The organism is Tsuneonella dongtanensis, from assembly GCF_001698205.1.
In the GTDB taxonomy this organism is placed as follows: Bacteria; Pseudomonadota; Alphaproteobacteria; order Sphingomonadales; family Sphingomonadaceae; genus Tsuneonella; species Tsuneonella dongtanensis.
In genome coordinates, this window is record NZ_CP016591.1 from 1,742,117 (window position 1) to 1,766,209 (window position 24,093).

Sequence of the window (24,093 nt, forward strand, 5' to 3'; positions counted from 1 at the left end):
TGACAATCATCGAACGAAAGTGAAATCATGGGAAGACTGACGAACAAGGTGGCGATCGTGACGGGGGGCAGCCGCGACATCGGGCGGGCTGTTTCCGTGGCCCTGGCTCGCGAAGGTGCAGCGGTCGTCGTGAACTATCTCCATGACGAGGATGCCGCCAGCGACACCGTGGCGGATATCGTAGGCGCCGGGGGAACTGCGAAGGCGGTGCGGGGCGACATGACCTTGCCCACGGACGTCGATAGCCTGGTTGCAGAAGCCCGGTCTGAATATGGCGAGACGATTCATATCCTCGTCAACGTGACCGGCGGGATGGTCGAGCGGCGAACTCTCGAGCGGATGGATCTCGATTTTCTCGAGCACGTCATGCGGCTCAACCTGACGTCGACGTTCCTCGCAACGAAGGCGGTCGTGCCGCACATGCCCGCTGGCGGGGCGATCGTAAATTTCGCTTCGCAGGCCGGCCGCGATGGAGGTGGTCCGGGAGCTTCGGCTTATGCCACCAGCAAGGCGGCCGTGATGACCTTTACCCGGGCCATGGCCAAGGAGCTCGGGCCGCAAGGCATCCGCGTGAACGCACTGTGCCCGGGCATGATCGCCACCACCTTCCACGACACCTTCACCAAGGACGAAGTTCGCGCGAACGTGGCGGCCGCTACTCCACTCCGTCGGCAGGGAGATGCGCGTGAGCCGGCGGATGCAGTCGTTTTCCTCGCCAGCGACGAGTCGTCGTTCATCACCGGGGCGAACGTCGACATCAACGGCGGAATGTTCTTTTCGTAGGATTGTCGCGCGAGATGGCGCTCGAGCAGGGTCGCTTCCCGGCTCTGGCGCTGTCCGGCCTAGATCCTCTCGACGACGATCGCCGCGCCGACGCCCATGGCGCCGGTTGCGACGACCAGGCCCAGCCTTCCATCGCAAGCATCGAGAACGTCCAGCAGGGTTGACGTCAGGATTGCGCCGGTCGCGCCCATCGGATGCCCCTTGGCGAGGTGCCCGCCGCTCACGTTGACGCGCTCGGGTTCGACCGGGAAATCCCTCAGGAACCTTGCGATCGTGACGGCGAAGGCTTCCATGAACTCGATGCGGTCGATTTCCGCAAGCGAGAGGCCAGCTTGAACAAGCGCCTTGTCCATCGCCGCCAGCCCGGCGGTCAGCGATGCGGCCGGGTCGCCGCCGCTTTCCGCATAGGCGAGGACGCGGGCACGGGGTGCGGGACCGAGGTTTGCGGCTCCAACAAGCGCAAGTCCGGCGCCGTCGCAGACAGGCGGTGCGTGGGCGAGGGTATGCAGCGGATCGAACCGATTGCCCCCCAGCGCCTCGGCATACTCGGTTTGCAGCGCGGCGAACGCGGACGGCATGGCGGCGAGCGCTTTGGCGGTCGTGCCCGGACGGGTGCATTCCTCCCCCGTCAGCGATCCAGCAGGGATGCGCGACGCCTGCAGCACCGGGTCTGCGTCGCTCGCGGCGGCGCGCTGTTGTGAGACGAGCGCAGCGGCGTCGAGCTCGGCCCGGCCGATCCCCAGCGTATGTGCGAGGCGGTCGGCGGCCAGCACCGGTGGAACGAAGCGCCGAGAAGGCGGCTGATCGACAGACGTATAGAATTCGGCTCGGTCGCTCAGGAACGGAGCGTGGCTCATCATCTCGACGCCCCCGGCGACGACCGAACGCTCCTGTCCCGATGCCACCTTGGCGATCGCGTGGCCGATCGCGCTCAGCCCGGACGCGCAGTAGTTGTTGATCGTATGCGCCGCGCAAGTGTCGGGTAGGTTCGCCGCGAGCTTGGATGCCAGCGCAATGTGCCCTCCTTGCGCGCCCGCCTGGGTCACGCAGCCGAGCAGCAACGCGCCGGGTTCGGCCATCGCTTTGTTCGTACGCTCGCGAAGCGAATCGACGAGGACGCCGACAAGAGTTTCAGGCTTCAGTTCCGCCAGCCCGCCATCAGGGCGTGCCTTGCCGCGCGGGCTCCGGACAGCGTCGTAAAGAAAGGCAACAGTCACGCGGTCAGACGCCGACGACGAAGCTCACCGAAGTCGTGGCGCTGCCGCCGACATTGAAGGTGGCGAAGTTCCTCGCTCCTTCGACCTGGTAGTCGCCGGCGTTCCCGGTCACTTGGCGCCATGCATCGAGCGTCATGCGTACGCCCGTCGCGCCTACCGGATGGCCGAGCCCGATGAGGCCGCCCGACGGGTTGACCGGTAACCGGCCGCCAAGCGCGATGGTGCCGTCCTCGACCGCGCGCCAGCTCTCGCCGGGGGGAGTAATGCCGAAATGATCGATGGCCATGTACTCGGTAATCGAGAAGCAGTCGTGCACCTCGACGCCGTCGCAAGCGTAAATGTCGGCCATTCCGGCCCGGCCGAGTGCATCCATCATCGCCTTGCGCACGGTGGGGAACACATAGGGTTGGCCCCGGCTTCCGCTTACCTTGGTCGAGTAGAGCAGCGGCGCGGTGGAATGGCCCCATCCCTTGATCCGTGGAATGCTGTCGAGCGCGATGCCGCGCCGCTTCGCATAGGCTTCGGCCACTTCCTTAGAGGCGAGGAAGATGGCCGCCGCACCATCGGTCACCTGGCCGCAGTCGGCCTTGCGCAGGCTCCCCTCGATGGGCGGGTTGAGCGTGTCGTCGTCGCCGAGGTGGTCGGGCGTGATTGCCCACTTGCGCGTCTGCGAGTTGGGATTGCGCTTTGCGTTGGCGAAGGCGATCTCCGAAATCCCGCGCAAGTGGGCACGGTCGAGCCCGAAGCGCTCCTCGTATTCCGCGGCGACGTTGGAGAACATGTGCGGCCAGAGGTACCGGGCCTCCTGCGCCTCGCGGCCGGCCCAGGCAGCGGCACCCAGGTACTCGGCCGCGCGTTGCCCCGGCACGTTGCGCATCAGCTCGATGCCGAGGACGAGCGCCAGGTCATACCGGCCCGCTTCAATCTCGGCGCTGGCGGCAAGGATGGCGATGCTGCCCGAAGCGCAGGCGGCTTCGTGACGGGAAGTCGGGATGCCCGCCAGGTCGGGGTGGACATGGCCGAAGAAGCCGCCGAGCTGGCCCTGTCCGGCGAACAGTTCGCCGACGAAGTTGCCGACGTGCGCGGTCTCGACCTCGTGCGGCTCGATCCCGGTCGCTGCGAACGCGGCTTCCGCGACGTCGCGAAACAGTTCGAACATGCCGCCGCCCTCGCGCTCGAGATTACGGGCGAAATCGGTCTGGGCGCCGCCCAGGATGAACACCTCTCGGGCCATGTCAGGCCTCCTCCTCGATCGTGGCAAGCGCCATTGCACGCACTTCGCTGCGCATCACCTTGTTGGTCACGTTGCGGGGCAGGCTGCCCATCACGAAGAGCCGCTCGGGCAACTTGAAAACCGCCAGGTCGTGCGACCGCAGATAGTCGGTCACCTCGTCGAGGGTGACGTCGGTGCCGGGGCGGGGGACGGCGGCGACGCCGATGCGCTCGCCCATGACCGGGTCGGGCAGCGCGAAAACACACGCTTCCGCCAGAGAAGGGTGCCCGCCGAGCAGTTGGTCGATCTCCTCCGGCGAGATGTTGACGCCGCCGCGGATGATCAGGTCCTTGCACCGGCCAACAAAGCGCAGGAAGCGGCCGGCTTGTTCGATCTGGAACAGGTCGCCGGTCCGGAAATAGCCGTCCTCGGTGAGAGCTGCGGCGGTCTGTTCGGGCGCGCGCCAGTAGCCGTCGAATACGGCGGGTCCGCGGATTTGCAGCTCGCCCGGAATACCCTCTGCCGTGATCGGGTCCCCGCCCTCGGGTGGTACGAGGCGCGACTCCATGATCACCTGCGGTTCGTCGCGATAGTACGGCGGCAGGTTCAGCAACCGAGGGAAGAAGCTCGCCCGTTCGACGGGGTCGGGCACGTCGTCGGGTCCGGTAATCAGCGACATGCCCTCGTTCGATCCGAAGATGTTGATGACCGGAATGCCCAGCCGCTCCTGAAAGCCGGCGACCATCGCCGGGGCGAGCGGTGCCGAGCCCGATCCGATCGTGCGCAGGCTCGACAGGTCGACCTGGGCCAGCAGAGCCTCGTTCTGCAGAAGCATCGTCAAGACTGCAGGCGGCGCGATGGTGAAGGATGGCCGCTCGGTCGCTATCTGGGCGAGGTAAACTTGCGGATCGAACGGGTGGTGGAGGACCATCGTGCCTGCAATCCGGAGCCAGCTCATCGTTACCCCGCCGATCGACGCCATGTTGATCAGGGGGAAGGGGTTGAGCAGCACGTCGCCATCCTCGAGCCGCGCGGTGACGTACGTGCCGGGAGCGATGCCGACCCAGTGATTGTGGCTGCGCGGAACGCCCTTGGGGACGCCGGTCGTGCCCGAGGTCCAGCAAATCGTGAAGACGTCGTCCGCGTCGACCAGGTTCGCAGCGCGGTGGGCCTCCAGCCGACCGGGAACGGCCTGTGCCGCGGACAAGTCGATCGCATCCGGCGGCGCGTCGGGGCCGACCGTCATCAGCATGGCATCACCGAGCAGAGGCCGCGCGACGCCGACGTGGTCCATGCCCTTCGCCTGGGTCCCGCAGACGAAGGCCCTCGGCTCGACGATACCGAACATCGTCGACAGCTCGTGGCTGCGGTACTGGATGGCAACGGGGCTGACGATCGCGCCGATGGTGGCGCATGCGAAGTAGAGTGCGACGAATTCGCTGATATTGGGCAGCTGGATGACCACCACGTCGTCCTTGCCGATGCCGGCTTCGAGCAGCGCCCCGGCCAGTCGCTCCACCTCCGCCGCGAGTTCGGCATAAGTCATCCGCCGCGCGTCCCCGAAGGCGAAGTCGCCTCGGTTGGGCGCGTCCACAAGTGCCACCCGCTCTGGATGCGCCGCCGCGTTGGCGAAGAACAGGTCGGCGAGGGTCTTGTCCCCCCACCATCCGGCTTCGCGGTATGCCCGGCGCCTGGCTTCCGGCGACACGATCATCTAGGCGCCGAGGACCGTGTTGGGGCCCATGCCGATGTCGTTGCCGTTCGCCCAGACCGAATGCGTGCCCGAGCAGAACCGTTCGGGGAGGACGATCCGGCAGACCGGGCCCTCGCTGAAGCGCTTGGCGTCGATCAGCACGCATTCGGAGCGGTCGTTCTCGACGTCGGCGATGAAGGATACCAGGTAACCGTCGTCCTCGTCCGTGGCGCCAATGCGGGGGGCGAAAGGTGCTTCGCTGCCATAGCGGCCGGGGCCGAATGCAATCTCCTCGCTCGTGCCGTTTTCGAGGTCGTGCTTCACCAATCCAGTGAACAGGAACCAGTAAGGCTCCGGCACGGCGGAGTACGCGTAGCGGTATTTCTGCCCGGCATATTTCTGGTTCATCATCCCGAATTCGAGAATGCGGTCGTCCAGCCGTTCCTCGGTGGTCTCTCCGGTCTTGAGGTTGAAGCGCCAGCGATGGAGCTTCGGCTTCATGAGGCCCTGGCTCAGGTAGGCCATCATGCGCTCCAGCCCGTCGGGGGCATCGGGATGCGACTTGGGCTGCGGCTCTTCCTGGAAGTATCCGTCGAGAATGACTTCGTCGCCTTCCTCCCAAGCGTTGAGCCAATGGAGGGTGTAGGTCGGCTCGGCCTCGAACCAGCGGATATCCTCGGGCTGCCCCAACCGCGGGATGATCCCGAATCGGGTCTTCTGGTCCGGATGGAACTGGACGACGTGCAGGTTGCGCTTAAGCAGTTCCGGGTCCCAGTAGAGCGGCATGTCGTTCACGATCGCGTAGTTCTTCGTGAACGCCATGTCGTGTGGCAGCCGTGGCCCGGCGAGCGGAACCGGAATGTAGTGCTTCAGCTTGTTGTCCGGTCCGACGACCCCGTAGTGCATGTACGGCGCATGCTTCGAATAGTTGAAGAACATAAGCTCGCCGGTCGCGGGATCGAACTTGGGATGGGCCGAAATGCCATCTTGCGGCACCCACGAGTCGGTGCCGAACTGCTCGAGCGTGAAAGGGTCGAGCCGGTAGCCTTCGCCGCATTGGTAGAAGGTCGAGAGTATCTGGCCCGCATGGACGACGACGTCGGTCGAGGATGAATCCTTGAGCCATTCCTGTGCGCCCCAGCCGGGGCGCGTGGACTTGTGCGGGGGTTCCATCAAGCCGGCCCACAGCGCTCTGCCGGCTTCCTGCTCGGCTTCGAATCCCTTGGTCCGCACGAAGCGGCTGCGATAGCTCGCCCGGCCGCCCTTGAAGCTTATCGCGTGGATGAAGCCATCGCCGTCGAACGGGTGGTAGCGGCCGATCGGCTCGTGCACGGGCACCTCGCCGGTGCGGACGTAGACGCCGTCGATGTCGTCGGGGATCGTGCCGATGACCTCGACGTCGCCGTTGGCGAAGATCGCGTTCCATTCGTTGAACGTCGGACGCCAGGCGCCCTGCATGTAGGGATGGTCGGTGCTCTTGAGCGTCGAGCGCACCTTTCCCACGAGTTCGACCGTCATCGCTTCACTCCTTCGCATCGAAGCGCGGCAATTGGCATGCCGCATCGTATTCCCGTTTGAGCCGCGCGACCACCTCGGCCACCGGCTTGATCGCCGTCACCGCACCGACGCCCTGGCCCGCCGACCACACGTTCTTCCACGCCTTGGCGTCGTCCTGCGCATTCTCGAAGTTAGGCGTCTTGTCCTGCGGCATGTTGTCGGGATCGTAGCCCGCCGCCAACAGGCTGTCCCGCAACCAGTTCGCGGTGACACCGGTGATGCCCTTGCTGGGCACGATGTCTTCGGCACCCGCGGCGACGACCATCGACTTGTACGGTTGCGCCGCGAGACTTTCCTGCGTGGCGATGAGGGCGGTGCCGACATAGGCTAGGTCGGCGCCAAGGACCTCCGCGGCGCGGATGGCATGGCCGGTCGAGATCGCGCCACCGAGGACGATCGGACCGTCCCAGAACCTCCGGACCTCCTCGACGAAGGCGAAGCCGGCGGTCATTCCGGTGTGACCGCCTGCTCCTGCCGCGACGAGCACCAGCCCGTCGACCCCGGCCGCCGCCGCCTTGCGCGCGAAAGCCACCGAGTTGACATCGGCAAAGACCAATCCGCCGTATGAATGGACCGCCTCGATGACGCGGGCCGGACTCCCGAGAGCCGTGATGACGAGCGGTGCCTTGTAGCGGGCCACAGCCTCAAGGTCGGCCGCCAGCCGCTCGTTGGACGGATGGACCACTAGGTTCGCAGCCCACGGAGCGGCAGTCGGGTCAGTTGACAGGGCGGACGAAATCTCGCCGAGCCAATCCGCGAGATCGGCGCTCGTCCGTGCATTGGGAGTGGGGAAGGCGCCAATCATCCCTGCGCGGCAAGCGGCGATGACCATCTCCGGACCGGTCACGAGAAACATCGGAGCCGCGATCGCGGGCAGCGCGAGGTTCCGTTTCAAGGCTTCCGGGACTGCCATGATCCTCCCTGTGGTAGCGCCAATGGCTACTTGCGCAAACAGACTTACTTGTTTAAACATACTTCGCACGCCGACACAAGCAGCGGAAGCGATCTGCGCTGGCGGTGGGCGCTTTGGGGAGGAGTTCATCATGAGGAATTCGATCAAGCTGCTCGCATGCACCGCGCTTTTCGCGCCGCAGGTCGTCTTCGCGCAGGATTCCGCGGTGGAGGAGGAAGGCGGGCTCAAGGAAATCGTCGTGACCGCCCAGAAGCGCGAAGAGGGGCTTTCCGACGTCCCGATCTCGATCTCCGCGGTGACGGGCGAGCAGATCGAGGCCTATGGCCAGACCAACCTTGAATCGGTTTCCTCGTCCATCCCCAACCTCAAGATCACCCAGACCGCAATCGCCAACCGCATCGCCATCCGCGGCATCGCCTCGGGCGACAACAAAGGGTTCGAGCAGTCGGTCGCGATGTTCGTCGATGGCGTCTACTACGGGCGCGACCAGCTCAGCCGCATGCCGCTGGTGGACCTCGAGCGGATCGAGGTGCTGCGCGGGCCCCAACCGACCCTCTTCGGCAAGAACGCGATCGCGGGCGCGGTCAACGTCGTCAGCAGACGGCCGGGCAACGAGCTCGAAGGCTCGGTTAACGCGCTCTACGAATTCAATCACGACGAAGCCAAGATCACCGGAGTGATCTCATCACCATTGACCGATAGCGGGCTTGGGGCGCGGGTCGTCGGCTACTACCGGACGATGGAAGGCTACTTCTTCAACACGCGCCAGGATCGCCGCGAGCCGAACGTGCGCGAAATCTTCACCCGCGGAATTCTCGCCTACGACGGGGATTCGCCGCTCTCGGCCGATCTCAAGCTCGAATACGCGGACTTCAAGACGAAGGGGCAGCCGCGCGAGATTTTCGGTGCGGTCGGCAGCTACAACGCGATCTTCGCGGGCCCGCTCTTCGTCGACACGCGGGAGGATTACGTCCGCGCCGACGGCGGCTACCAGAGCCGGAACAAGGTATTCAACGCGGTGCTGACCGCCAACCTCGAACTCGGCGCGCACACGCTCACATCGGTCAGCGGGTATCTCGATTACAACGTGAACGAGATGATCGACGTCGATTTCGTCAACCCGGTGTTCCTCGACGGTACTCTCCAGACCGAAGACTATCGCCAGCTGTCGCAGGAGTTGCGCATCGCCTCTCCGGGCGATCAGCCGTTCAACTACATCGCGGGGGTCTACTACCAGAACACCAAGCTGGGCGTGACCGACCAGGTCCGGTTCAATCCGACCTTCCTGGGCTTCGGCCCTCCATTCAACGCGCTGGGCGATACCACCAACGACCGCGTCTACAGCCAGAGCTCGGACCTTATCTCCGTGTTCGCGCAAGGCGAGCTTTCTTTGTCCGATGCGATTCGTCTGACGGTCGGCGCGCGGTTCAATCACGAGACCAAGGACGGCAGCCGCGTGCTGACGGTCAACCGCGGCCCGCTCAATACCTTCAACCCTGCCGTGGTGGTCGCGACTTTCCGGGCCCTCAACATCGAGGCGCATTCGATCGCGGGCAGCCTGAGCGAAGACTCGTTCAACCCGATGGCGAACATCCAGTTCGACCTGACGGACGAGCTGATGCTGTACGGCTCCTTCGCCCGCGGCACGAAGGCCGGCGGTTTCGACGTGCGGTCGAATTCCTTGCCGAATTCGACCACCGTGGCGCGGCCCGGCTCGTTCCAGTTCGATGCGGAGCGTGCCGACAACTTCGAGGCCGGCCTGAAATACAAGTCGCGCGACCTGGCGATGAACGTCTCGTTCTATCGCACCGAGTACAAGGACCTGCAGACGAACGTCTTCGACGGCACGTTGAACTTCAACGTCCGCAACGCGTCGGGGGCGACCACGCAGGGAGTGGAGGGTGACTTCCGCTGGGCGGTGGATCGCCACCTGACCCTGAGCGGCGCGCTGGCCTATCTCGATTTCAAGTTCACCAACTTTCCCAACGGCCAGTGCTTCTTCCAGCAGGTGCCTGACGTGGCCGGCGGGTTCTGCGACTACACCGGCAAGCGCAACACCCTGTCGCCGAAGTGGTCGGGCAACCTCAACGGAGACTTCAGCCACGAAGTCGGCCGGTCGCTCAAGTTCGGAGCGAACCTCAACTTCGACTTCTCGTCGAGCTATATCGCCGCAGCCAACCTCGATCCGCGAACCCGGCAGGACGGCTTCGTGAAAGTCGGGGCGAGGGTGTCGATCGGCGATATCGATGACCGGTGGGCGATCTCCTTCATCGGCCGCAACCTGACCAGCGAGCGGATCAAGCAGACCGCCGGCGCGGTGCCGCTGGCGACCACGATCACGCGCAACACCGGTATCGCCTACAACGCCATCTACGATCGTCCCGCGAGCGTCGCGGTCGCGGTCGACTTCAAGTTCTAGCCGATGCGCACGGTCTTGACCGCCATCACCTCCGGGTTGCTATTGCTCGCTAGCCCTTCGGCACATGCGCAGCAGGCTCCGGCTAGTCCGGCGGAAAGCGATCCTGCCACGCTCGGCTGGATGGAAGGCAGTCCGCCGCCACCGGAAAAGCGCGTTCTTTTCCGCGACGGCGGCCATCTGCAATTTCCCAAGACCCGCTGGGCCTTCGCGCACTTGCGCGAACTGATGCCGACGGCCGTGATCGCCAGGGGAGGGGAGCGTGTGTCGGCGCTCCCGAAAGCGCTGCGCACGGACCTCGATTCCGTGACGTTCACGCCGCTCGGGCGATCGGGCACGATGACGTGGTCGCAGGCATTCGAAGACGTTTACGGCGATGCCGTGCTCGTGTTGCACAAGGGTCGCATCGTCTACGAACGCTATTCGGGCGTGATGAAGCCCGATCAGCCGCACATCGCGTTCTCGGTGACCAAGTCGTACTTCGGCACACTGGCCGAAATCCTCATCGCGGAAGGGAAGATCGACGAGCAGGCGCCGGTCTCGCGCTATGTGCCCGAACTGGCGAGCAGCGGCTTCGGCGACGCGACCGTGCGCCAGGTGCTCGACATGACCACCGGCATTGCCTTCAGCGAGGATTACACCGACCCCAATGCCGACATCGCGCGCTTCTCGCTCGCCGTCGGCGCGGTACCGGCTCCCCGCGGTTATACGGGGCCGCTTTCGGCCTACGACTATTTGCTCACCATCGCGAAGAAGGGCTCGCACGGTGAGGGCTTCACCTATCGCTCGGCCAATACCGAGGTGATCGGCTGGATCATCGCGCGGGTAACCGGGAAGCGCGCGCACGAAGTGATGAGCGAACGCATCTGGTCGCAGATCGGCGCCGAGCACGATGGCGCGATCCTGGTGGACAGCGCGGGCGCTCCATTCACCGCCGGGGGCCTCAATCTGACGCTGCGCGACATGGCGCGGTTCGGCGAAACCATGCGGCTCGGCGGCAGGTTCAACGGTCGCCAGGTCGTTCCCGCATCCGTGATCGCCAAGATCCGCGAAGGAGCCGGAAAGGCCGACTTCGCCAAGGCGGGATACCGGACATTGCCCGGCTGGAGCTACAAGAGCCAGTGGTGGGTCTCGCACAATGCGCATGGTGCCTACATGGCGCGAGGGATTCATGGGCAGGCCATCTACATCGATCCCGCGGCCGAGATGGTGATCGCGCGGTTCGCCTCGAACCCGCAGGCATCGAACGTCCGTTTCGACGATATCTCGCTTCCCGCCTATCACGCGGTGGCCGAAAGGCTCATGGCGAAGCGGTGAAGCACCAGTCCATCCGGGCCTGCTCGATCTGGCGCGCGCTCGACGTGGTCGGCGACGTGCCGGTTCTGCTCATCCTGGAGCAGGCCTTTCGCGGGCAGCACAGGTTCGACGAAATGGTCACCGGAACCGGGCTTGCGCGGTCCGTGGTCAGCAACCGGCTTGCGAAGCTGGTGGAGGCCGGCGTGCTCGTAAAGGCGCGCGAACGGCAGAAAGGCTATGCGCTGACCGACATGGGCCGCCAGCTCTATCCGGTGGCGCTGATGATCCTGCGCTGGCAAGCGAAATGGGAACCCGCCAGCCGGAGCATCAATGTGCGGCTCGTCCACCGCGCGTGTGGCAAGGTCACAACGCCGGTACCGGTTTGCCAGGCGTGCCATGGCCTGATCGATCCTCGCGAGGTCGATTGGGCGCCCGGGCCTGGGCTGACGCAGGTCACTCCTGTCTATGCCCGCCGCCGCCAACAGACCGCGGCCGCCAGCGCAAAGCGCGGCAACGTGACCATGGTCGATTCCGTGATCGAGCTGTTCGGTGATCGCTGGGCAACCCTTGTCGTGCGCGCGTGCTTTACCGGCATCCACCGCTTCGACGAGATCCAGCGGGATACCCTGATGGCCACGAATATACTGTCCGGCAGGATCGAGCGTCTCCTGGCGCAGGGCATCATCAAGGCGGTTCCGTATTCGGCGCACCAGGACCGGTTCGAATACCGGCTCACGGCGAAAGGTCGCGATCTCTATCCGGTCCTGCTCGCCCTGCTCCAGTGGGGCGATGCGTGGTTCGCCGACGATAAGGGACCGCCTCTGCTGCTGACCCACCGCCTGTGCAGCAGCGGCTTGCGTCTCGAAGCCGTGTGCAGCGAGTGCGGTGATGAGGTGCGTCTGGACAACACGACCTTCGAGGCCTGATCGAACCAAGCGCGTGGTCGTTCGTTCGGCGTGAAGCCGTGTTCCGGCATGTCAGCGAACGGCCCAGCGTCGACTTCTTCGGTCGCCCGATATCCCCGGATGCGCCCCCTACCGTGGGAGCGGCATTGCCCGATTGACGCGGGAACCGCGCCCCAAAAACTCCCGGCCATCCATATACTTGCGCCACGCCGAATTCTGAAGCACGAGTCTTGCATGGGGGTCGGCGAATTTCAGATAACGGCCATTGTCGGCGGGCCGCGGGCGGTCGATCTGGGTGCTGCGGGTGTCGCGCCGGAGCTTTCCGCTTCCGACTGTGACGACCTGATGGCGCTTTTGGGCCATGGCCAGCGCTATCGTTTGCTGCCCCGCTCATGGGGCAATGGCTGGCCGGGCCGGGGCAACCTGTTCCTCGTCGCCGGCTCTTCGCTCAGCGACAGGTGGGCCGAGGTGTGCGGTGTCGACTTGGACCATCAGCGCCCACAGGCCCTCGTGCTGCGGTTCTCGGATGCAGCCTGGGACAAGGCTATCCGGCGTGTTGCCGAAGGATATGGCCTTTCTCCCATCGAGGCGTCGCTGGCGAGTGCGCTGGCGGAATTCGGCGATTTCGAGCAGGCGGCCGTCGCCGCGGGCCTCGCTACGGTGCCCGCGCGCAATGCCGTCATGCGGCTGCGCGCCAAATTCGGCACGCGCAACCTGGCCGAGACGGTTGAACACGTTCTGATGATCATGTTCGGGCCGAGGGCCGACGACCTGAAGCCGGTCGACGAGCAGGTGGCCGATATGCTCGAGATCAGCCTTCGCCACCTCGAAGTCGCGCGGGCGATGGCCGGCGGAACGCCGCGCAAGACTATCGCCCGCAACGCGAAGACGTCGCTTGCGACGGTGAAGGTACTGCTGGCCGAAGTCTACGAGCGCATCGGCGTCGCATCCGCCGCCGAGGTCAGCTGCGTCCTTGCCCAGGCGGTCAACGTTGTAGAGGCATTCCTCGAACGGCCTGACGGCGCTCTCGCACCGGCGCCCCGTCCGCGCCACGCCGAGATCGTGGCCGAAGACGGGCGCCGGATCGCCTATTCGGTCTTTGGCGAGCGTGGACGCCCGGCGGTCGTGCTGCTCCACAGCTCGATTTGCTGCCGCCATCCGCCAACCCGGTTCGTCCGGCGGCTCAACCGGCTGGGGTGGCAGGTGATAGCTGCGGATCGACCGGGGTTCGGCGGAACCTGCGTAGCGCGTTCATCCGGAGCCGACGCGCATTTCGCACAATCCGCAGACGATCTCGGCCAGATCCTCGACGCGGAAGACCTGGAAGACTGCGTCCTGGTCAGCCGCAGCGCGGGGCAGGGCTCCTTCACTTTCACCGACCGCCTCGGCGATCGGATCAGCCGCACCATTCTGTTCAATCCGACGCCGCCCATCTCGCATACGCCCGTCGACAAGGGACCGCTCGGTGCGCTCAAGCGCCGCTATGCCCGCAGCCCTGGTTCCATCCGACTGCTCATCGGCCTCTTACTGCGCTATGCGTCGCCTGAACGGATAGTGATGGGGATGCGGCGATCGTTCGCGCAGAGCGAAGCCGATTTGCGCGCACTCGACGACCCGAAGGTGGCGGAGGACTATCTGCTCGCCGCCATGCCGCTTCGCGATAATCTCGCCGGCTACATCACCGAGAATGTCGAATGGGCCGAAGGGTGGGAGCCGCGCCCCCAAGGGAGGACCGACCGGTACACTCTCGTCTTCGGAAGGCACTTCGTCCTTCACGACCCGCAGGTTTCCCGGCGGTATTTCCAGCAAGTGTTACCCGGTGCGGAATGCCACATCCTTCCGACTGCCGGCCAGATGCTCCTCTATTCCCATCCCGAAGAGGCGGCCGGCTTCGTTGGCGCGCCAGCCGCCTGATCCATTCCTTCGCATTTCGCTTGCCAGCCGGTCGTGCCCGCGCCACGTTGACGCAAACGTAAAGCGAGCGGGAGTGGCGTGCGATGGCTTTCAAGACGCGGATCACCGAGATGTTCGGGGTCGAGACCCCGATCCTGATGGGGGGAATGACCGGGGTCGGATACGGCGAACTCGTAGCGGCCGTGGCCGAAGCTGGCGCGTTGGGTTTCATCACCGCGCACATGTTTCCCAGCGGCGCCGCGCTCAAGGAAGAGATCGACAAGGTCCGCAGCCTCACCAGCAAGCCATTCGGCGTGAACCTCACGCTGCTGCCGTCGATCAACCCGATCCCCTACGACGAGTACCGCGAGGCGATCATCGAAAGCGGGCTCAAGATCGTCGAGACTGCCGGCCGCGCGCCGACCGATCACCTGCCCGCGTTCAAGGAAGCCGGGGTGAAGGTGATCCACAAGTGCACCAGCGTGCGCCACTCGGAGAGCGCGGTCCGCAAGGGCGTGGACGTGATCTCGATCGACGGTTTCGAATGCGCCGGCCACCCGGGCGAGGACGATGTCGGACTGGTCGTGCTACTTCCCGCCACGGTCGATGCGCTGCCCGACACGCCGATCGTCGCGAGCGGCGGCATGGCCGATGGTCGCAGCCTGGTCGCCGCGCTCGCGCTCGGGGCCGACGCTGTCAACATGGGCACCCGCTTCTGCGCAACGCAGGAGGCCGCCATTCACCCCAACGTGAAGAAGCAGATCGTCGAGAATACCGAACTCGACACGGTCCTGGTCGGTCGTCCGTTCCGCAACACCGCGCGCGTGGCGCGCAACGCGGTGTCCGAGGAAGTCGCCACGATCCAGCGCAACCCGAACACGACCTTCGAGGAGGTCAAGCACCTGATGGCGGGGGCGCGGGGGCGCGAGCTGGTCTACGCACAGGGCGACATGGACGGCGGCATCTGGTCGAGCGGGCAGAGCCAGGCGCTGGTGCACGACATCCCGACCTGCAAGGAGCTCGTCGCCAACATCATGGCGCAGGCCGAAGCGGTGAGGACGCGGTTACAGTCGATAGCGGGATAAGGCTGGCTGGGGCGGCAGGATTCGAACCTGCGAATGCCGGTACCAAAAACCGGTGCCTTACCACTTGGCGACGCCCCAGCAGCGAGGCGCCCCTATAGCGGGCTTGCGGGCTAAGAAAAGACCGGTTCGGACTCGGAGGTGTGCAACACCGAAGAGGACGCCGAAGGCGGTAATCCTGCCGCCCCAGCCAATCCTTCAAAATTGATCGAGATCAAGGCCGTGTCGAGCCAGTTCGCGCATGGTGCTTCCATGATGCGATCCACCATTCTCAGTCTCGCCGCGCTCGCTCTCGCGAGCGGCTGTGCCGAGATCCCCAGGCCCGCCGCGTCCGCCAGCACTGCTGAAGCCATCCGGTTCGACCGGAAGTCGCCTGAATGGCGCGGGGAACGCCTGGCAAAATATCGCTGCGCGGACTGCCATTCCGTCGATCACGGCGAGACGTCACCCGTGCCCGATGCGCCGAGTTTCGGCGCGATCGCGAACACGCCGGGCCTGAGTTCAGCCATGCTCGCGCAGTGGCTCCGCGATCACGGGAATTACCCGGACGAGATGTATTTCGAGATTCCCGCCGAGCATGTCGACGACCTGGCCGCCTACATGGTCACCTTGCGCCGGAATTAGCCTGCCGCAACGGGGGCCGTTTTCCACGGCACCTGGTCGAGCAGCGAGGGGTTCTCGATGGCGTCGAAGTCGGCCGCCGAATGGCGTTCGCGCATGTTGGCGGTGTTGACGATCCGTCCGCGCCGCACCGCCGGTCGATCCTCGAGCAGGCGGACCCAACGGTTCACGTTCGCGTACTCGTGCATCGAAAGGAACGTGACCGCGTCGTTGTACGCATCCCCGCGGGCCAGTGCGCCGAACCAGCCGTATGCGGCCATGTCGGCGATGGAGTAATCGTCACCCCCGAGATACTCGGTCTCGGCCAGGCGCAGATCGGCGACCGACAGGATCCGCTTGGTCTCCATCGTGTAGCGATCGATCGGGTATTCGAACTTTTCCGGGGCGTAGGCATAGAAGTGCCCGAAGCCGCCACCGATGAACGGCGCCGTGCCCATCTGCCACATCAGCCAGCTCAGGACCTCTGCCCGCGCCGGATTGTCTCGCGGCAGGAACGCGCCGAACTTCTCGGCGAGGTGCACCAGGATCGCGCCGCTTTCGAACACGCGGAAGGGAGCGTCGCCGCTGCGATCCTCAAGCGCCGGGATCTTCCCGTTGGGATTGAGCGCGGTGAAGCCGCTGCCGAACTGGTCGCCTTCGCGAATGTTGATCAGCCACGCATCGTATTCGGCGGAGTGACCCGCCGCGAGCAGCTCCTCGAACATGATCGTCACCTTCTGCCCGTTCGGCGTGCCGAGCGAGTAGAGCTGGAATGGATGCGCGCCGACCGGCAGCACCTTGTCATGCCGCGACCCGGCGGTCGGACGGTTGATGCCTGCGAACTGGCCGCCGTTCTCCTTGTCGTGGGTCCAGACGGGGGGCGGGGTGTAGGCGGCGTCGGGCATTGCGGTGGTCTCCCTCGATCGGATGTGGCGCACATGGGCACAGGCGCGTGGAACCGCAAGGCAAGTCCCGCCGTTGCGCGATTCATGGTCGCTCCCTCACAGCTCATCTATGTCGACGACGACATGCCCGGCATCACGCGCAAGCGCAGCGGCAAGGGATGGGCTTATTACGATGCGAAGGGCGATCGGGTTACAGACCCGGACGAGCGGGACCGGCTGAATCGCGTGGCCCTGCCGCCGGCGTATACCGACGCGTGGTTCTGCCCGGCCCCCAACGGCCACATCCTCGCCACCGGCATCGATGCGAAAGGCCGCAAGCAATATCGCTATCATCCCGATTTCCGCACCGCGCGCGAAAGCGAGAAGTTTGATGGATGCCCTGCTTTCGGCCGGTTGCTGCCGCTCGTCCGCAAGCGCGTCGAGGAAGACCTGAAAGCGAACAAGCTGACCCGCGAGCGCGCGATCGCGAGCGTGGTGCGCCTGCTCGATCTCGGCGCGATTAGGGTGGGTAACGACGTCTACGCGAAACAGAACAAGAGCTTCGGGGCCACGACGCTCCGGCAGAAGCACGCGCAGGTGAACGGCCAGACGCTGCGCCTTCGCTTCAAGGGCAAGCACGGCATCGAGCGCGAAGTGGTGCTGAGCGATCGCAGCCTCAGCCGGGTCGTGCGCGCGATGCAGGACCTGCCGGGGCAGCGCCTGTTCCAGTACATCGACGAAGACGGCGAACAACGCTCGGTAGGCTCGGGCGACGTCAACGAATACCTGTGCGAAACGATGGGCGAACGCTTCACCGCCAAGAGCTTTCGCACCTGGCATGCGAGCGTGCTGGCCTTGAGGGTCCTCGCATCCGCGGACGGTCAGCTGACGCTCAAGGCGCTGTTGCAGGAGGTGGCGGACCATCTCGGCAACACCCCGGCGGTGACGCGCCGCAGCTATGTCCACCCGGCGATCATCGCACTCGTCGATCGCCAGCAAAAATGGCGCGGGAGTTTGAAGATGCCGCGCTCCACGCGCTGGCTGAGCCGCGAGGAGCGCACGCTCATCGACCTTCTCGAAGGCGCCCCCAGGGCCGCGAAACTGCTCGCCGCGGCATGACTTGCACGTGGTATCCTTTTGGGATACTCGCCACCCATGCACCTCGCCGGCCTCAAATTACGCGAATGGCGTGAGCGGCGGGGCCTTTCCGCGGTCGTCTTCGGGGAAACTTACGGCGTCCCGCAGCCCTGGCCGAGCCGAACGATCTACGGCTGGGAAGCAAAGGGCAAGATCCCGCGGCCGCCCGTGCAACGGCGGCTTGCCGACCTCGGGATCTGCACCCCGGAAGACTGGCTGATCCCGGCAACCAACTCCTCCAACACCAAGGACGGGCCGCTTATGAGCGCCGCTACGCACCCCTTCTATTCGATCCACGCTCACGGGCTGGTCCGCGTCGCGGCGAGCACGCCGCAAGTGCGGACCGCCGATGTCATCTTCAACCGGGACGCGATCATCGCCGAAGCGCGCCGCGCCCACGATGCGCACGTCGACCTGCTCGTCTATCCCGAGCTGTGCCTGTCGTCCTACGCGATCGACGATCTGCACCTGCAACTGGCGATGCAGGACGCGGTCGAAGCTGCGGTTGCGGACGTCGTCGCCGCCAGCTGCGACCTCGGTCCGCTGCTGCTGATCGGGGCGCCGCTGCGGCACAACGGCCGCATCTACAACTGCGCGCTTGCCATCCACCGTGGCCGACTGCTGGGCGCGGTCCCGAAAAGCTATCTGCCGAACTACCGCGAATTCTACGAGAAGCGCTGGTTCGCCAACGGGCGGCAGATCCAGGGTTTGGAGATCGCCGTGGGCGACGAGACGGTGCCGTTCGGTACCGACCTCATCTTCGCCGCCAGCGACCTGCCCGGCTTCCGTGTGGCAATCGAAATCTGCGAGGATTACTGGTCGCCGATCCCGCCCTCGACCTACGCCGCGCTTGCTGGTGCGACGATCCTGGCGAACCTTTCGGCGAGCAACATCACCATCGGCAAGTCGGACGAGCGTCACCTGCTCAGCCGTGCGCAGTCGAGCCGCGCGGTCGCCGCCTACGTCTATTCCGCGTCAGGGCACGGCGAGAGCACGACCGACATGGCGTGGGACGGGCAGGGGATGATTTACGAGTTGGGCGACCTCCTGTGCGAGAGCGAGCGCTTCGCCCTTCACCCCGAACTGTGCCTCGCCGACGTCGATTGCGACCGCATTCTGTCGGAGCGGATGCGGATGCAGACCTTCAACGATGCCGCGGAGGAGGCCGGTCGGCCCGAGGATCACTTCCGCGTCGTCTCGTTCGACCATCGCCCGAGCTTCGCCGACGTCGGCCTGGCAAGGCCGGTCCGGCGCTTCCCGTTTGTCCCCAACCGCCCCGACAAGCTCGACGAGGATTGTTACGAGGCGTTCAACATCCAGGTCGACGGACTGATGCGCCGGATCGAGTCCACAAAGGCGCGATCGCTGGTCATCGGCGTTTCGGGCGGGCTCGACAGCACCCATGCGCTGATCGTCGCGGCCAAGGCCTGCGACCGGCTGACGCTGCCGCGCACGACGATCCGCGGCTACACGATGCCCGGCTTCGCCACCTCGGAAGGTACGAAGTCCAACGCATGGCGGCTGATGAAGGCGCTCGGCATCACAGCCGAGGAAATCGACATCAAGCCCGCGGCCATGCGCATGCTCGAGGACATCGGCCATGCCTTCGCCGATGGCGAGCCGGTCCACGATACGGTGTTCGAGAACGTGCAGGCAGGCCTGCGCACGGACTACCTCTTCCGCCTCGCGGGCCAGCACGGCGGCTTCGTGATCGGCACCGGAGACCTGTCGGAACTCGCGCTCGGGTGGTGCACATACGGCGTCGGCGACCAGATGAGCCACTATGGCGTGAACGCGGGCGTCCCCAAGACGCTGATCCAGTATCTCATTCGCTGGACCACGCGGACAGACCAATTCGACCGCGAGACCGACGCCGTCCTGGAGGATATCGTGGGGACCGAGATCAGCCCCGAGCTCGTACCCCCGGGCGCCGACGGAGCGATCCAGAGCACCGAGAGCATCATCGGGCCGTATGAGCTGAACGATTTCTTCCTGCACCACACCATCCGCTGGGGCCAGAAACCGTCGAAAGTCGCCTTCCTGGCCTATCACGCATGGCGCGATACGGCGCGGGGCAAGTGGCCGCTGGCCTTTCCGGAGGACGCCAAGCACGCATACGACCTTGCGACGATCAGGCATTGGCTGGAGAACTTCCTCCGCCGCTTCTTTGGCTTCAGCCAGTTCAAGCGCAGCGCGTTGCCGAATGGTCCCAAGGTGTCGGCCGGGGGTGCGCTGAGCCCTCGCGGCGACTGGCGCGCGCCGTCGGACGCGGTAGCCGACGTTTGGCTCGACGAGTTGCGCGCCAAGGTGCCGGAAAGCTAGGAATCGCGCGAGCCTTCCCCACATTGTACGTTTCATCGAACAACCATAATCGGACGCCGCCCCCTATGCCCCGCATCGCTGCGATCGCCACCGCGGTCCCGGACCTCGATTTCGAGCCCGACTACCGGCGCTGGGCGCTTTCGCGGCTGGGCGAAACCCGCGAGGCGAAGCTCTTCGAACGGATGGCCAACCGTTCGGGCATCGAACACCGCTGGTCGGTCCTCGAAGAGGAGGACGCGCGGCTGGACGAAGGCGTCGGCTTCTACGGCGGCGAATCGCCGAGCACCGCGGCGCGCATGGCGATCTATGCGAAAGAGGCGCCGGAACTGGCATTGAAGGCGATCGGCGGGCTGCCCGAACTGGGCGCCATCACCCATATCGTCGTCGCCAGCTGCACCGGCTTCATTGCGCCGGGCATCGATCAGATCATCGCCCGCCGTCTCGGCCTCGGTAACGACGTCGAGCGCGTGCTCGTCGGCTTCATGGGCTGTTATGCGGCGGTGACGGCGTTGCGGACCGCGCGGCACATCGTGCGATCCGAGCCTGCGGCGCGTGTCTTGGTGGTGACGGTCGAGCTGTCGAGCCTGCATCACCAGGAGGAGATGGACCTCGAGCCGCTGCTGATGGGCGCGCAGTTCGGCGACGGCGCTGCGGCCGCCATCGTTACCGGCGGCGAAGCCGGTCTCGAACTCGGCGAGGGTATCTCCGCTGCTCTCGAAGACAGCGAGGACCTGATCACCTGGCGGATCGGCGACACGGGTTTCCACATGCGCCTGTCCGGGGAAGTGCCCGGTCGCATCGCCAGCGCTCTCGCGGACCCGGCGATCCAGACGCGCATAACCGGCGGCAGGACGCCGCAGGAGATCGCCGCGTGGGCCGTGCATGCTGGGGGTCGCTCGATTCTCGATGCGGTGGAAAAAGGTTTGCACCTCGCGCCCACCGCGCTCGACGAGTCTCGCGAAGTCCTGCGGATGTGCGGCAACATGAGCTCCTCGACGCTGATGTTCGCGCTCAAGCGAATCATGCGCGTCCGTCCCGAAAGCGGGGTGGCGCTGGCGTTCGGGCCGGGCCTTGCGATGGAGGGCTTCCGGTTCGGCTGGGCGGATGCTTGAACAGCGCGCCATTGCCGAAGAATTGATGGACGACCCTGCGCTCGACGCGGGGACATACACCGCGGTCCTCCACGACCTTGCGCGAGTGAACACACTGACGCTGGCCCGGCGGCCGACGCTGGCGTTTCTCGAGCGGGCGATCGGCACGCACAAAAGGTTCAACCTGCTCGATGTCGGGTTCGGTGATGGCGATATGTTGCGCGCCATAGCCCGCTGGGCCGAGCGCCATGGAATCGAAGCGCGACTGGTCGGAATCGACCTGAACCCGCGCAGCGCAGTGGCAGCGAAGGACACTTCGACATCATCGCGTATCCCTATCGAATACCGAACGGGGGATTATGCCGATTGTGCGGGCGAAGGCTGGGACTGCGTCATTTCCAGCCTCGTGGCGCATCACATGACCCGCGAGCAGCTCCTGACGTTCCTGCGCTTCATGGACCGCGAGGCGAGAGCAGGCTGGCTGGTCAACGACCTGCATCGCCACGGCTTCGCCTATGCCGGGTGGCCGCTTCTGGCGGGACTGATGCGCTGGCACCCGATCGTGCGGCATGACGGGCACCTGTCCATCGCGCGGTCGTATCGGCCGGGTGAATGGCCGCCATTGCTGGCCGACGCCGGGATCGACGGAGCCCGCGTGTTCCGCCAGTTCCCCTTCCGGCTCTGCGTCGAGAAGATCCGCTGAACGCCCCACTCATCCTTGGCGCGGGGCCGGCGGGCTGCATGGCGGCGATCCACCTCTGTCGTGGCGAAGTACGGCCGGTGCTGCTCGATCGCGACGAAACCGTTGGCGATGCCCTGTGCGGCGGCTTCCTGTCGTGGCGCACTGCCGAGCGGCTGCGCGCGGTGGGGATCGGCCCGATGCAACTCGGGGCGCATCCCGTGGAAACGCTGGCGCTGATCGCGGGCAAGTCTGAGGCGATTGCGTCGCTGCCTTCGCCCGGTTTCGGCCTGTCGCGCCACGCGCTCGACACCGCGCTCAGGCGAAGGGCGGTGGGCGAGGGTGCGCGGTTGGTGATCGACAAGGCCCGCTCGGTCGCACCGGGCGTGATCGAAGGCGAAGAGGCGGAGCATCGGTCCGAGGCGATCTTTCTCGCCAGCGGCAAGCACGACGTGCGCGGCGCAGTGCGCCCCCGGCAGGACAAGGACCCCGCGCTGGGCATTCGCATACGTCTGCCCGCTGCCGAAGGCCTTCGGACACGTCTGAAGGGCCGGATTGAACTGCACCTGTTCCGCGGGGGTTACGCTGGCATCGTGTTGCAGGAAGACGGCAGCGCCAACGTTTGCCTTGCCTTGCGCAAGTCGCTGCTGGCCGAGGCTGGCGGCAACCCGCGCGCACTGCTCGACCGGCTGGCATCGCGGCATCCGCGCTTTGCCGATCGCATGGCCTTCGCGCCTGCCGACCTGCCTGTCGATAGTATCGGTGCCGTGCCCTATGGCTTCGTCGCGCAGACCACCGAACCGGGCATCTGGCGTCTCGGCGATCAGGCGGCGGTGATTCCGTCGCTCGCGGGCGAAGGCATGGCGATCGCGATGGAGAGCGGCGCGGCCGCCGCCCAGGCGTGGCTTGCCGGGCATGATGCCGCGCGCTTCCAGCGCGAGTTCGCATTGCGCGCCGCGCGTCCGATCCGCGTTGCGAGACTGATCTGGCATATCGCCGAGATCGAGCCCGGGGCGCGATTGCTCGCCGGTGTCAGCGGTGCAATGCCCTCGCTCGCCCGGGCGGCGATGGCGCTGACCCGGATCTAGAGCTTCATCACCCAGCCATGCGGGTCGGGCGCCTGCCCGCGCTGGATCGCGACGAGCCTTTCGCGCAGCTTCCCGGTGAGCTGGCCCGGCCCGCCCGAACCGATGGTGAAGGACCCTTCGGGCCCCTCGACCTTGCCGACCGGGGTGACGACCGCGGCGGTTCCGCAGGCCATCGTTTCGAGCAGGTGCCCGCTTTCCGCGTCGCGGCGCCACTGGTCGATCGAATACCGTTCCTCGCGGATCGTCAGGCCTTCGTCGCGCAGGAGCTGGATCAGGCTGTTGCGCGTCACGCCGGGCAGGATCGTGCCGGTCAGCGGCGGGGTGACCACCGTGCCGTCGGCGAAGGCGAAGAACAGGTTCATGCCGCCCAGTTCCTCGATCCATTTGCGCTCGACCGCGTCGAGGAACACCACCTGGTCGTGCCCCTTGGCGATGGCTTCGGCCTGGGGGACCAGGCTCGCCGCATAGTTGCCGCCGGTCTTCGCCGCGCCGGTGCCGCCGGGGGCCGCGCGCACGAAATCGCGGCTCACCCAGATGCTCACCGCCGGGACGCCCGACTTGAAGTAGTTGCCGACAGGCGAGGCGATCACGAGGAACTTGTATTCCCGCGCCGGTCGTACGCCGAGGAACGCCTCCGAAGCGAACATGAAAGGCCGCAGGTACAACGATCCGCCGTCGACCGTCGGAAACCAGTCGCGGTCCTTGAGGACGATCTGGCGGCAGGCCTCGACGAACAGGTCTTCGGGAATGTGGGGCATCGCAAGCCGGTCGGCGCTCGCATTCATCCGCGCCGCGTTCACGTGCGGGCGGAAGAGGGCGAAACTGCCGTCGGGATGGCGATAGGCCTTGAGGCCTTCGAAGATCTCCTGCGCATAGTGCAGGACCGCGCAGGCCGGGTCGAGCACCAGCGGCTCGCGCGGGCCGATGCGCGCATCGTGCCACCCGCGGTCGGCATGATAGTCGATAGTCACCATGTGATCGGTGAACACGTTGCCGAAGCCGGGGTCGGCGATGGCCTGTGCGCGGGTTTCGCCGGGCACGGGTGCGGGATGGGTGATCTGCGCGAATTCCATGAGGCGCGGTTAAGGTGCGTCGCGCCCTCGCGCAAGTAAGCCGAGCTTGCCGCGTCCCAAGCCGGCAAATGAGAAGGGCGGCATCTCATCGGAGATACCGGCCCCAATCGTTTGCCGAAATGAGAAGGGCGGCATCGCATCCGAGATACCGCCCCCAATCGTTTGCCGAAATGAGAAGGGCGGCATCTCATCCGAGATACCGCCCTTCGCATGGTCAGCGGCCGGTTCGGCCGCCCACGAAGCCTCTATCG

Annotated in this window: 19 protein-coding genes and 1 tRNA gene; 12 read left to right on the top strand and 8 right to left on the bottom strand. The window is 65.8% G+C overall.

All coding sequences use genetic code 11. The features are described 5' to 3' along the window. Nucleotides 1-27 precede the first annotated feature (27 nt). A complete protein-coding gene (locus A6F68_RS08495) occupies nucleotides 28-783 on the top strand; it encodes an SDR family NAD(P)-dependent oxidoreductase (RefSeq protein ID WP_067678596.1) in 756 nt (251 codons plus the stop codon). Nucleotides 784-842: 59 nt separating this feature from the next. Here A6F68_RS08495 and A6F68_RS08500 read toward each other — a convergent pair whose 3' ends face one another. The 5 genes from A6F68_RS08500 to A6F68_RS08520 are packed head-to-tail and all read right to left on the bottom strand — an operon-like array spanning nucleotide 843 to nucleotide 7,376. Beyond that, nucleotides 843-2,000, bottom strand: a complete 1,158-nt coding sequence (locus A6F68_RS08500; RefSeq protein WP_067678599.1) for a thiolase family protein — start codon at nucleotides 1,998-2,000, stop codon at nucleotides 843-845. 4 nt (nucleotides 2,001-2,004) lie between these two features. After that, nucleotides 2,005-3,234: an acetyl-CoA acetyltransferase gene (locus A6F68_RS08505; protein WP_067678602.1), complete on the bottom strand. Its 1,230-nt coding sequence runs from the start codon at nucleotides 3,232-3,234 to the stop codon at nucleotides 2,005-2,007. 1 nt (nucleotide 3,235) lies between these two features. Further along, nucleotides 3,236-4,927, bottom strand: coding sequence for a class I adenylate-forming enzyme family protein (locus A6F68_RS08510; RefSeq protein WP_067678605.1), 1,692 nt, complete (start codon nucleotides 4,925-4,927; stop codon nucleotides 3,236-3,238). Then, nucleotides 4,928-6,424: a carotenoid oxygenase family protein gene (locus A6F68_RS08515; RefSeq protein ID WP_067678608.1), complete on the bottom strand. Its 1,497-nt coding sequence runs from the start codon at nucleotides 6,422-6,424 to the stop codon at nucleotides 4,928-4,930. 4 nt (nucleotides 6,425-6,428) lie between these two features. Continuing rightward, nucleotides 6,429-7,376 (bottom strand): NAD(P)H-dependent flavin oxidoreductase, encoded by a 948-nt coding sequence (locus A6F68_RS08520; RefSeq protein WP_067678611.1) that lies wholly within the window; start codon nucleotides 7,374-7,376, stop codon nucleotides 6,429-6,431. A gap of 130 nt (nucleotides 7,377-7,506) precedes the next feature. Here A6F68_RS08520 and A6F68_RS08525 point away from each other — a divergent pair, with 130 nt between their 5' ends. The 5 genes from A6F68_RS08525 (at nucleotide 7,507) to A6F68_RS08545 (ending at nucleotide 14,971) form a co-directional block, all read left to right on the top strand. Further along, the gene (locus tag A6F68_RS08525) at nucleotides 7,507-9,795 is read left to right on the top strand and encodes a TonB-dependent receptor (RefSeq protein WP_067678613.1); all 2,289 of its coding nucleotides are present in this window, start codon (nucleotides 7,507-7,509) and stop codon (nucleotides 9,793-9,795) included. 15 nt (nucleotides 9,796-9,810) lie between these two features. Next, nucleotides 9,811-11,109, top strand: a complete 1,299-nt coding sequence (locus tag A6F68_RS08530; protein WP_232308103.1) for a serine hydrolase domain-containing protein — start codon at nucleotides 9,811-9,813, stop codon at nucleotides 11,107-11,109. Next, nucleotides 11,106-12,014: a winged helix-turn-helix transcriptional regulator gene (locus A6F68_RS08535; RefSeq protein WP_067678618.1), complete on the top strand. Its 909-nt coding sequence runs from the start codon at nucleotides 11,106-11,108 to the stop codon at nucleotides 12,012-12,014. The genes A6F68_RS08530 and A6F68_RS08535 overlap by 4 nt, the downstream gene beginning before the upstream one ends. Before the next feature lie 213 nt (nucleotides 12,015-12,227). Continuing rightward, the gene (locus A6F68_RS08540) at nucleotides 12,228-13,907 is read left to right on the top strand and encodes an alpha/beta hydrolase (RefSeq protein ID WP_067678620.1); all 1,680 of its coding nucleotides are present in this window, start codon (nucleotides 12,228-12,230) and stop codon (nucleotides 13,905-13,907) included. A gap of 83 nt (nucleotides 13,908-13,990) precedes the next feature. Then, nucleotides 13,991-14,971, top strand: coding sequence for an NAD(P)H-dependent flavin oxidoreductase (locus tag A6F68_RS08545; protein WP_067678622.1), 981 nt, complete (start codon nucleotides 13,991-13,993; stop codon nucleotides 14,969-14,971). Nucleotides 14,972-14,974: 3 nt separating this feature from the next. Here the strand turns inward: A6F68_RS08545 and A6F68_RS08550 are convergent. Next, nucleotides 14,975-15,049, bottom strand: a tRNA-Gln gene (locus tag A6F68_RS08550). A gap of 123 nt (nucleotides 15,050-15,172) precedes the next feature. Between A6F68_RS08550 and A6F68_RS08555 the strand changes: the two genes are divergently transcribed. After that, nucleotides 15,173-15,592 (top strand): c-type cytochrome, encoded by a 420-nt coding sequence (locus tag A6F68_RS08555; protein ID WP_157096693.1) that lies wholly within the window; start codon nucleotides 15,173-15,175, stop codon nucleotides 15,590-15,592. Here the strand turns inward: A6F68_RS08555 and yghU are convergent. Beyond that, nucleotides 15,589-16,473: a glutathione-dependent disulfide-bond oxidoreductase gene (yghU, locus tag A6F68_RS08560; RefSeq protein WP_067678628.1), complete on the bottom strand. Its 885-nt coding sequence runs from the start codon at nucleotides 16,471-16,473 to the stop codon at nucleotides 15,589-15,591. The two genes, A6F68_RS08555 and yghU, sit on opposite strands and share 4 nt — an antisense overlap. 84 nt (nucleotides 16,474-16,557) lie before the next feature. On the opposite strand from yghU, the gene A6F68_RS08565 reads away from it, so the two are divergent. The 5 genes from A6F68_RS08565 to A6F68_RS08585 all read left to right on the top strand — a co-directional run bounded on the left by A6F68_RS08565 (nucleotide 16,558) and on the right by A6F68_RS08585 (nucleotide 22,769). After that, complete coding sequence (locus tag A6F68_RS08565; protein ID WP_067682339.1) at nucleotides 16,558-17,571, top strand: DNA topoisomerase IB; 1,014 nt, start codon at nucleotides 16,558-16,560, stop codon at nucleotides 17,569-17,571. A 279-nt stretch (nucleotides 17,572-17,850) separates the two neighbouring features. Then, a complete protein-coding gene (locus A6F68_RS08570; protein ID WP_067682344.1) occupies nucleotides 17,851-19,911 on the top strand; it encodes an NAD(+) synthase in 2,061 nt (686 codons plus the stop codon). Between the two features lie 65 nt (nucleotides 19,912-19,976). Further along, nucleotides 19,977-21,023 (top strand): type III polyketide synthase, encoded by a 1,047-nt coding sequence (locus A6F68_RS08575; RefSeq protein ID WP_067678631.1) that lies wholly within the window; start codon nucleotides 19,977-19,979, stop codon nucleotides 21,021-21,023. Beyond that, on the top strand, nucleotides 21,016-21,705 hold the full coding sequence (locus A6F68_RS08580) for a methyltransferase domain-containing protein (RefSeq protein WP_067678634.1): 690 nt from the start codon (nucleotides 21,016-21,018) through the stop codon (nucleotides 21,703-21,705). The genes A6F68_RS08575 and A6F68_RS08580 overlap by 8 nt, the downstream gene beginning before the upstream one ends. 11 nt (nucleotides 21,706-21,716) lie before the next feature. Then, entirely contained in the window at nucleotides 21,717-22,769 is a 1,053-nt protein-coding gene (locus A6F68_RS08585; RefSeq protein ID WP_257784464.1) for a geranylgeranyl reductase family protein, read from the top strand. On the opposite strand, the gene A6F68_RS08590 is transcribed toward A6F68_RS08585, so the two are convergent. Further along, entirely contained in the window at nucleotides 22,766-23,842 is a 1,077-nt protein-coding gene (locus A6F68_RS08590; protein WP_067678640.1) for a branched-chain amino acid aminotransferase, read from the bottom strand. The two genes, A6F68_RS08585 and A6F68_RS08590, sit on opposite strands and share 4 nt — an antisense overlap. Between the last annotated feature and the right edge of the window lie 251 nt (nucleotides 23,843-24,093).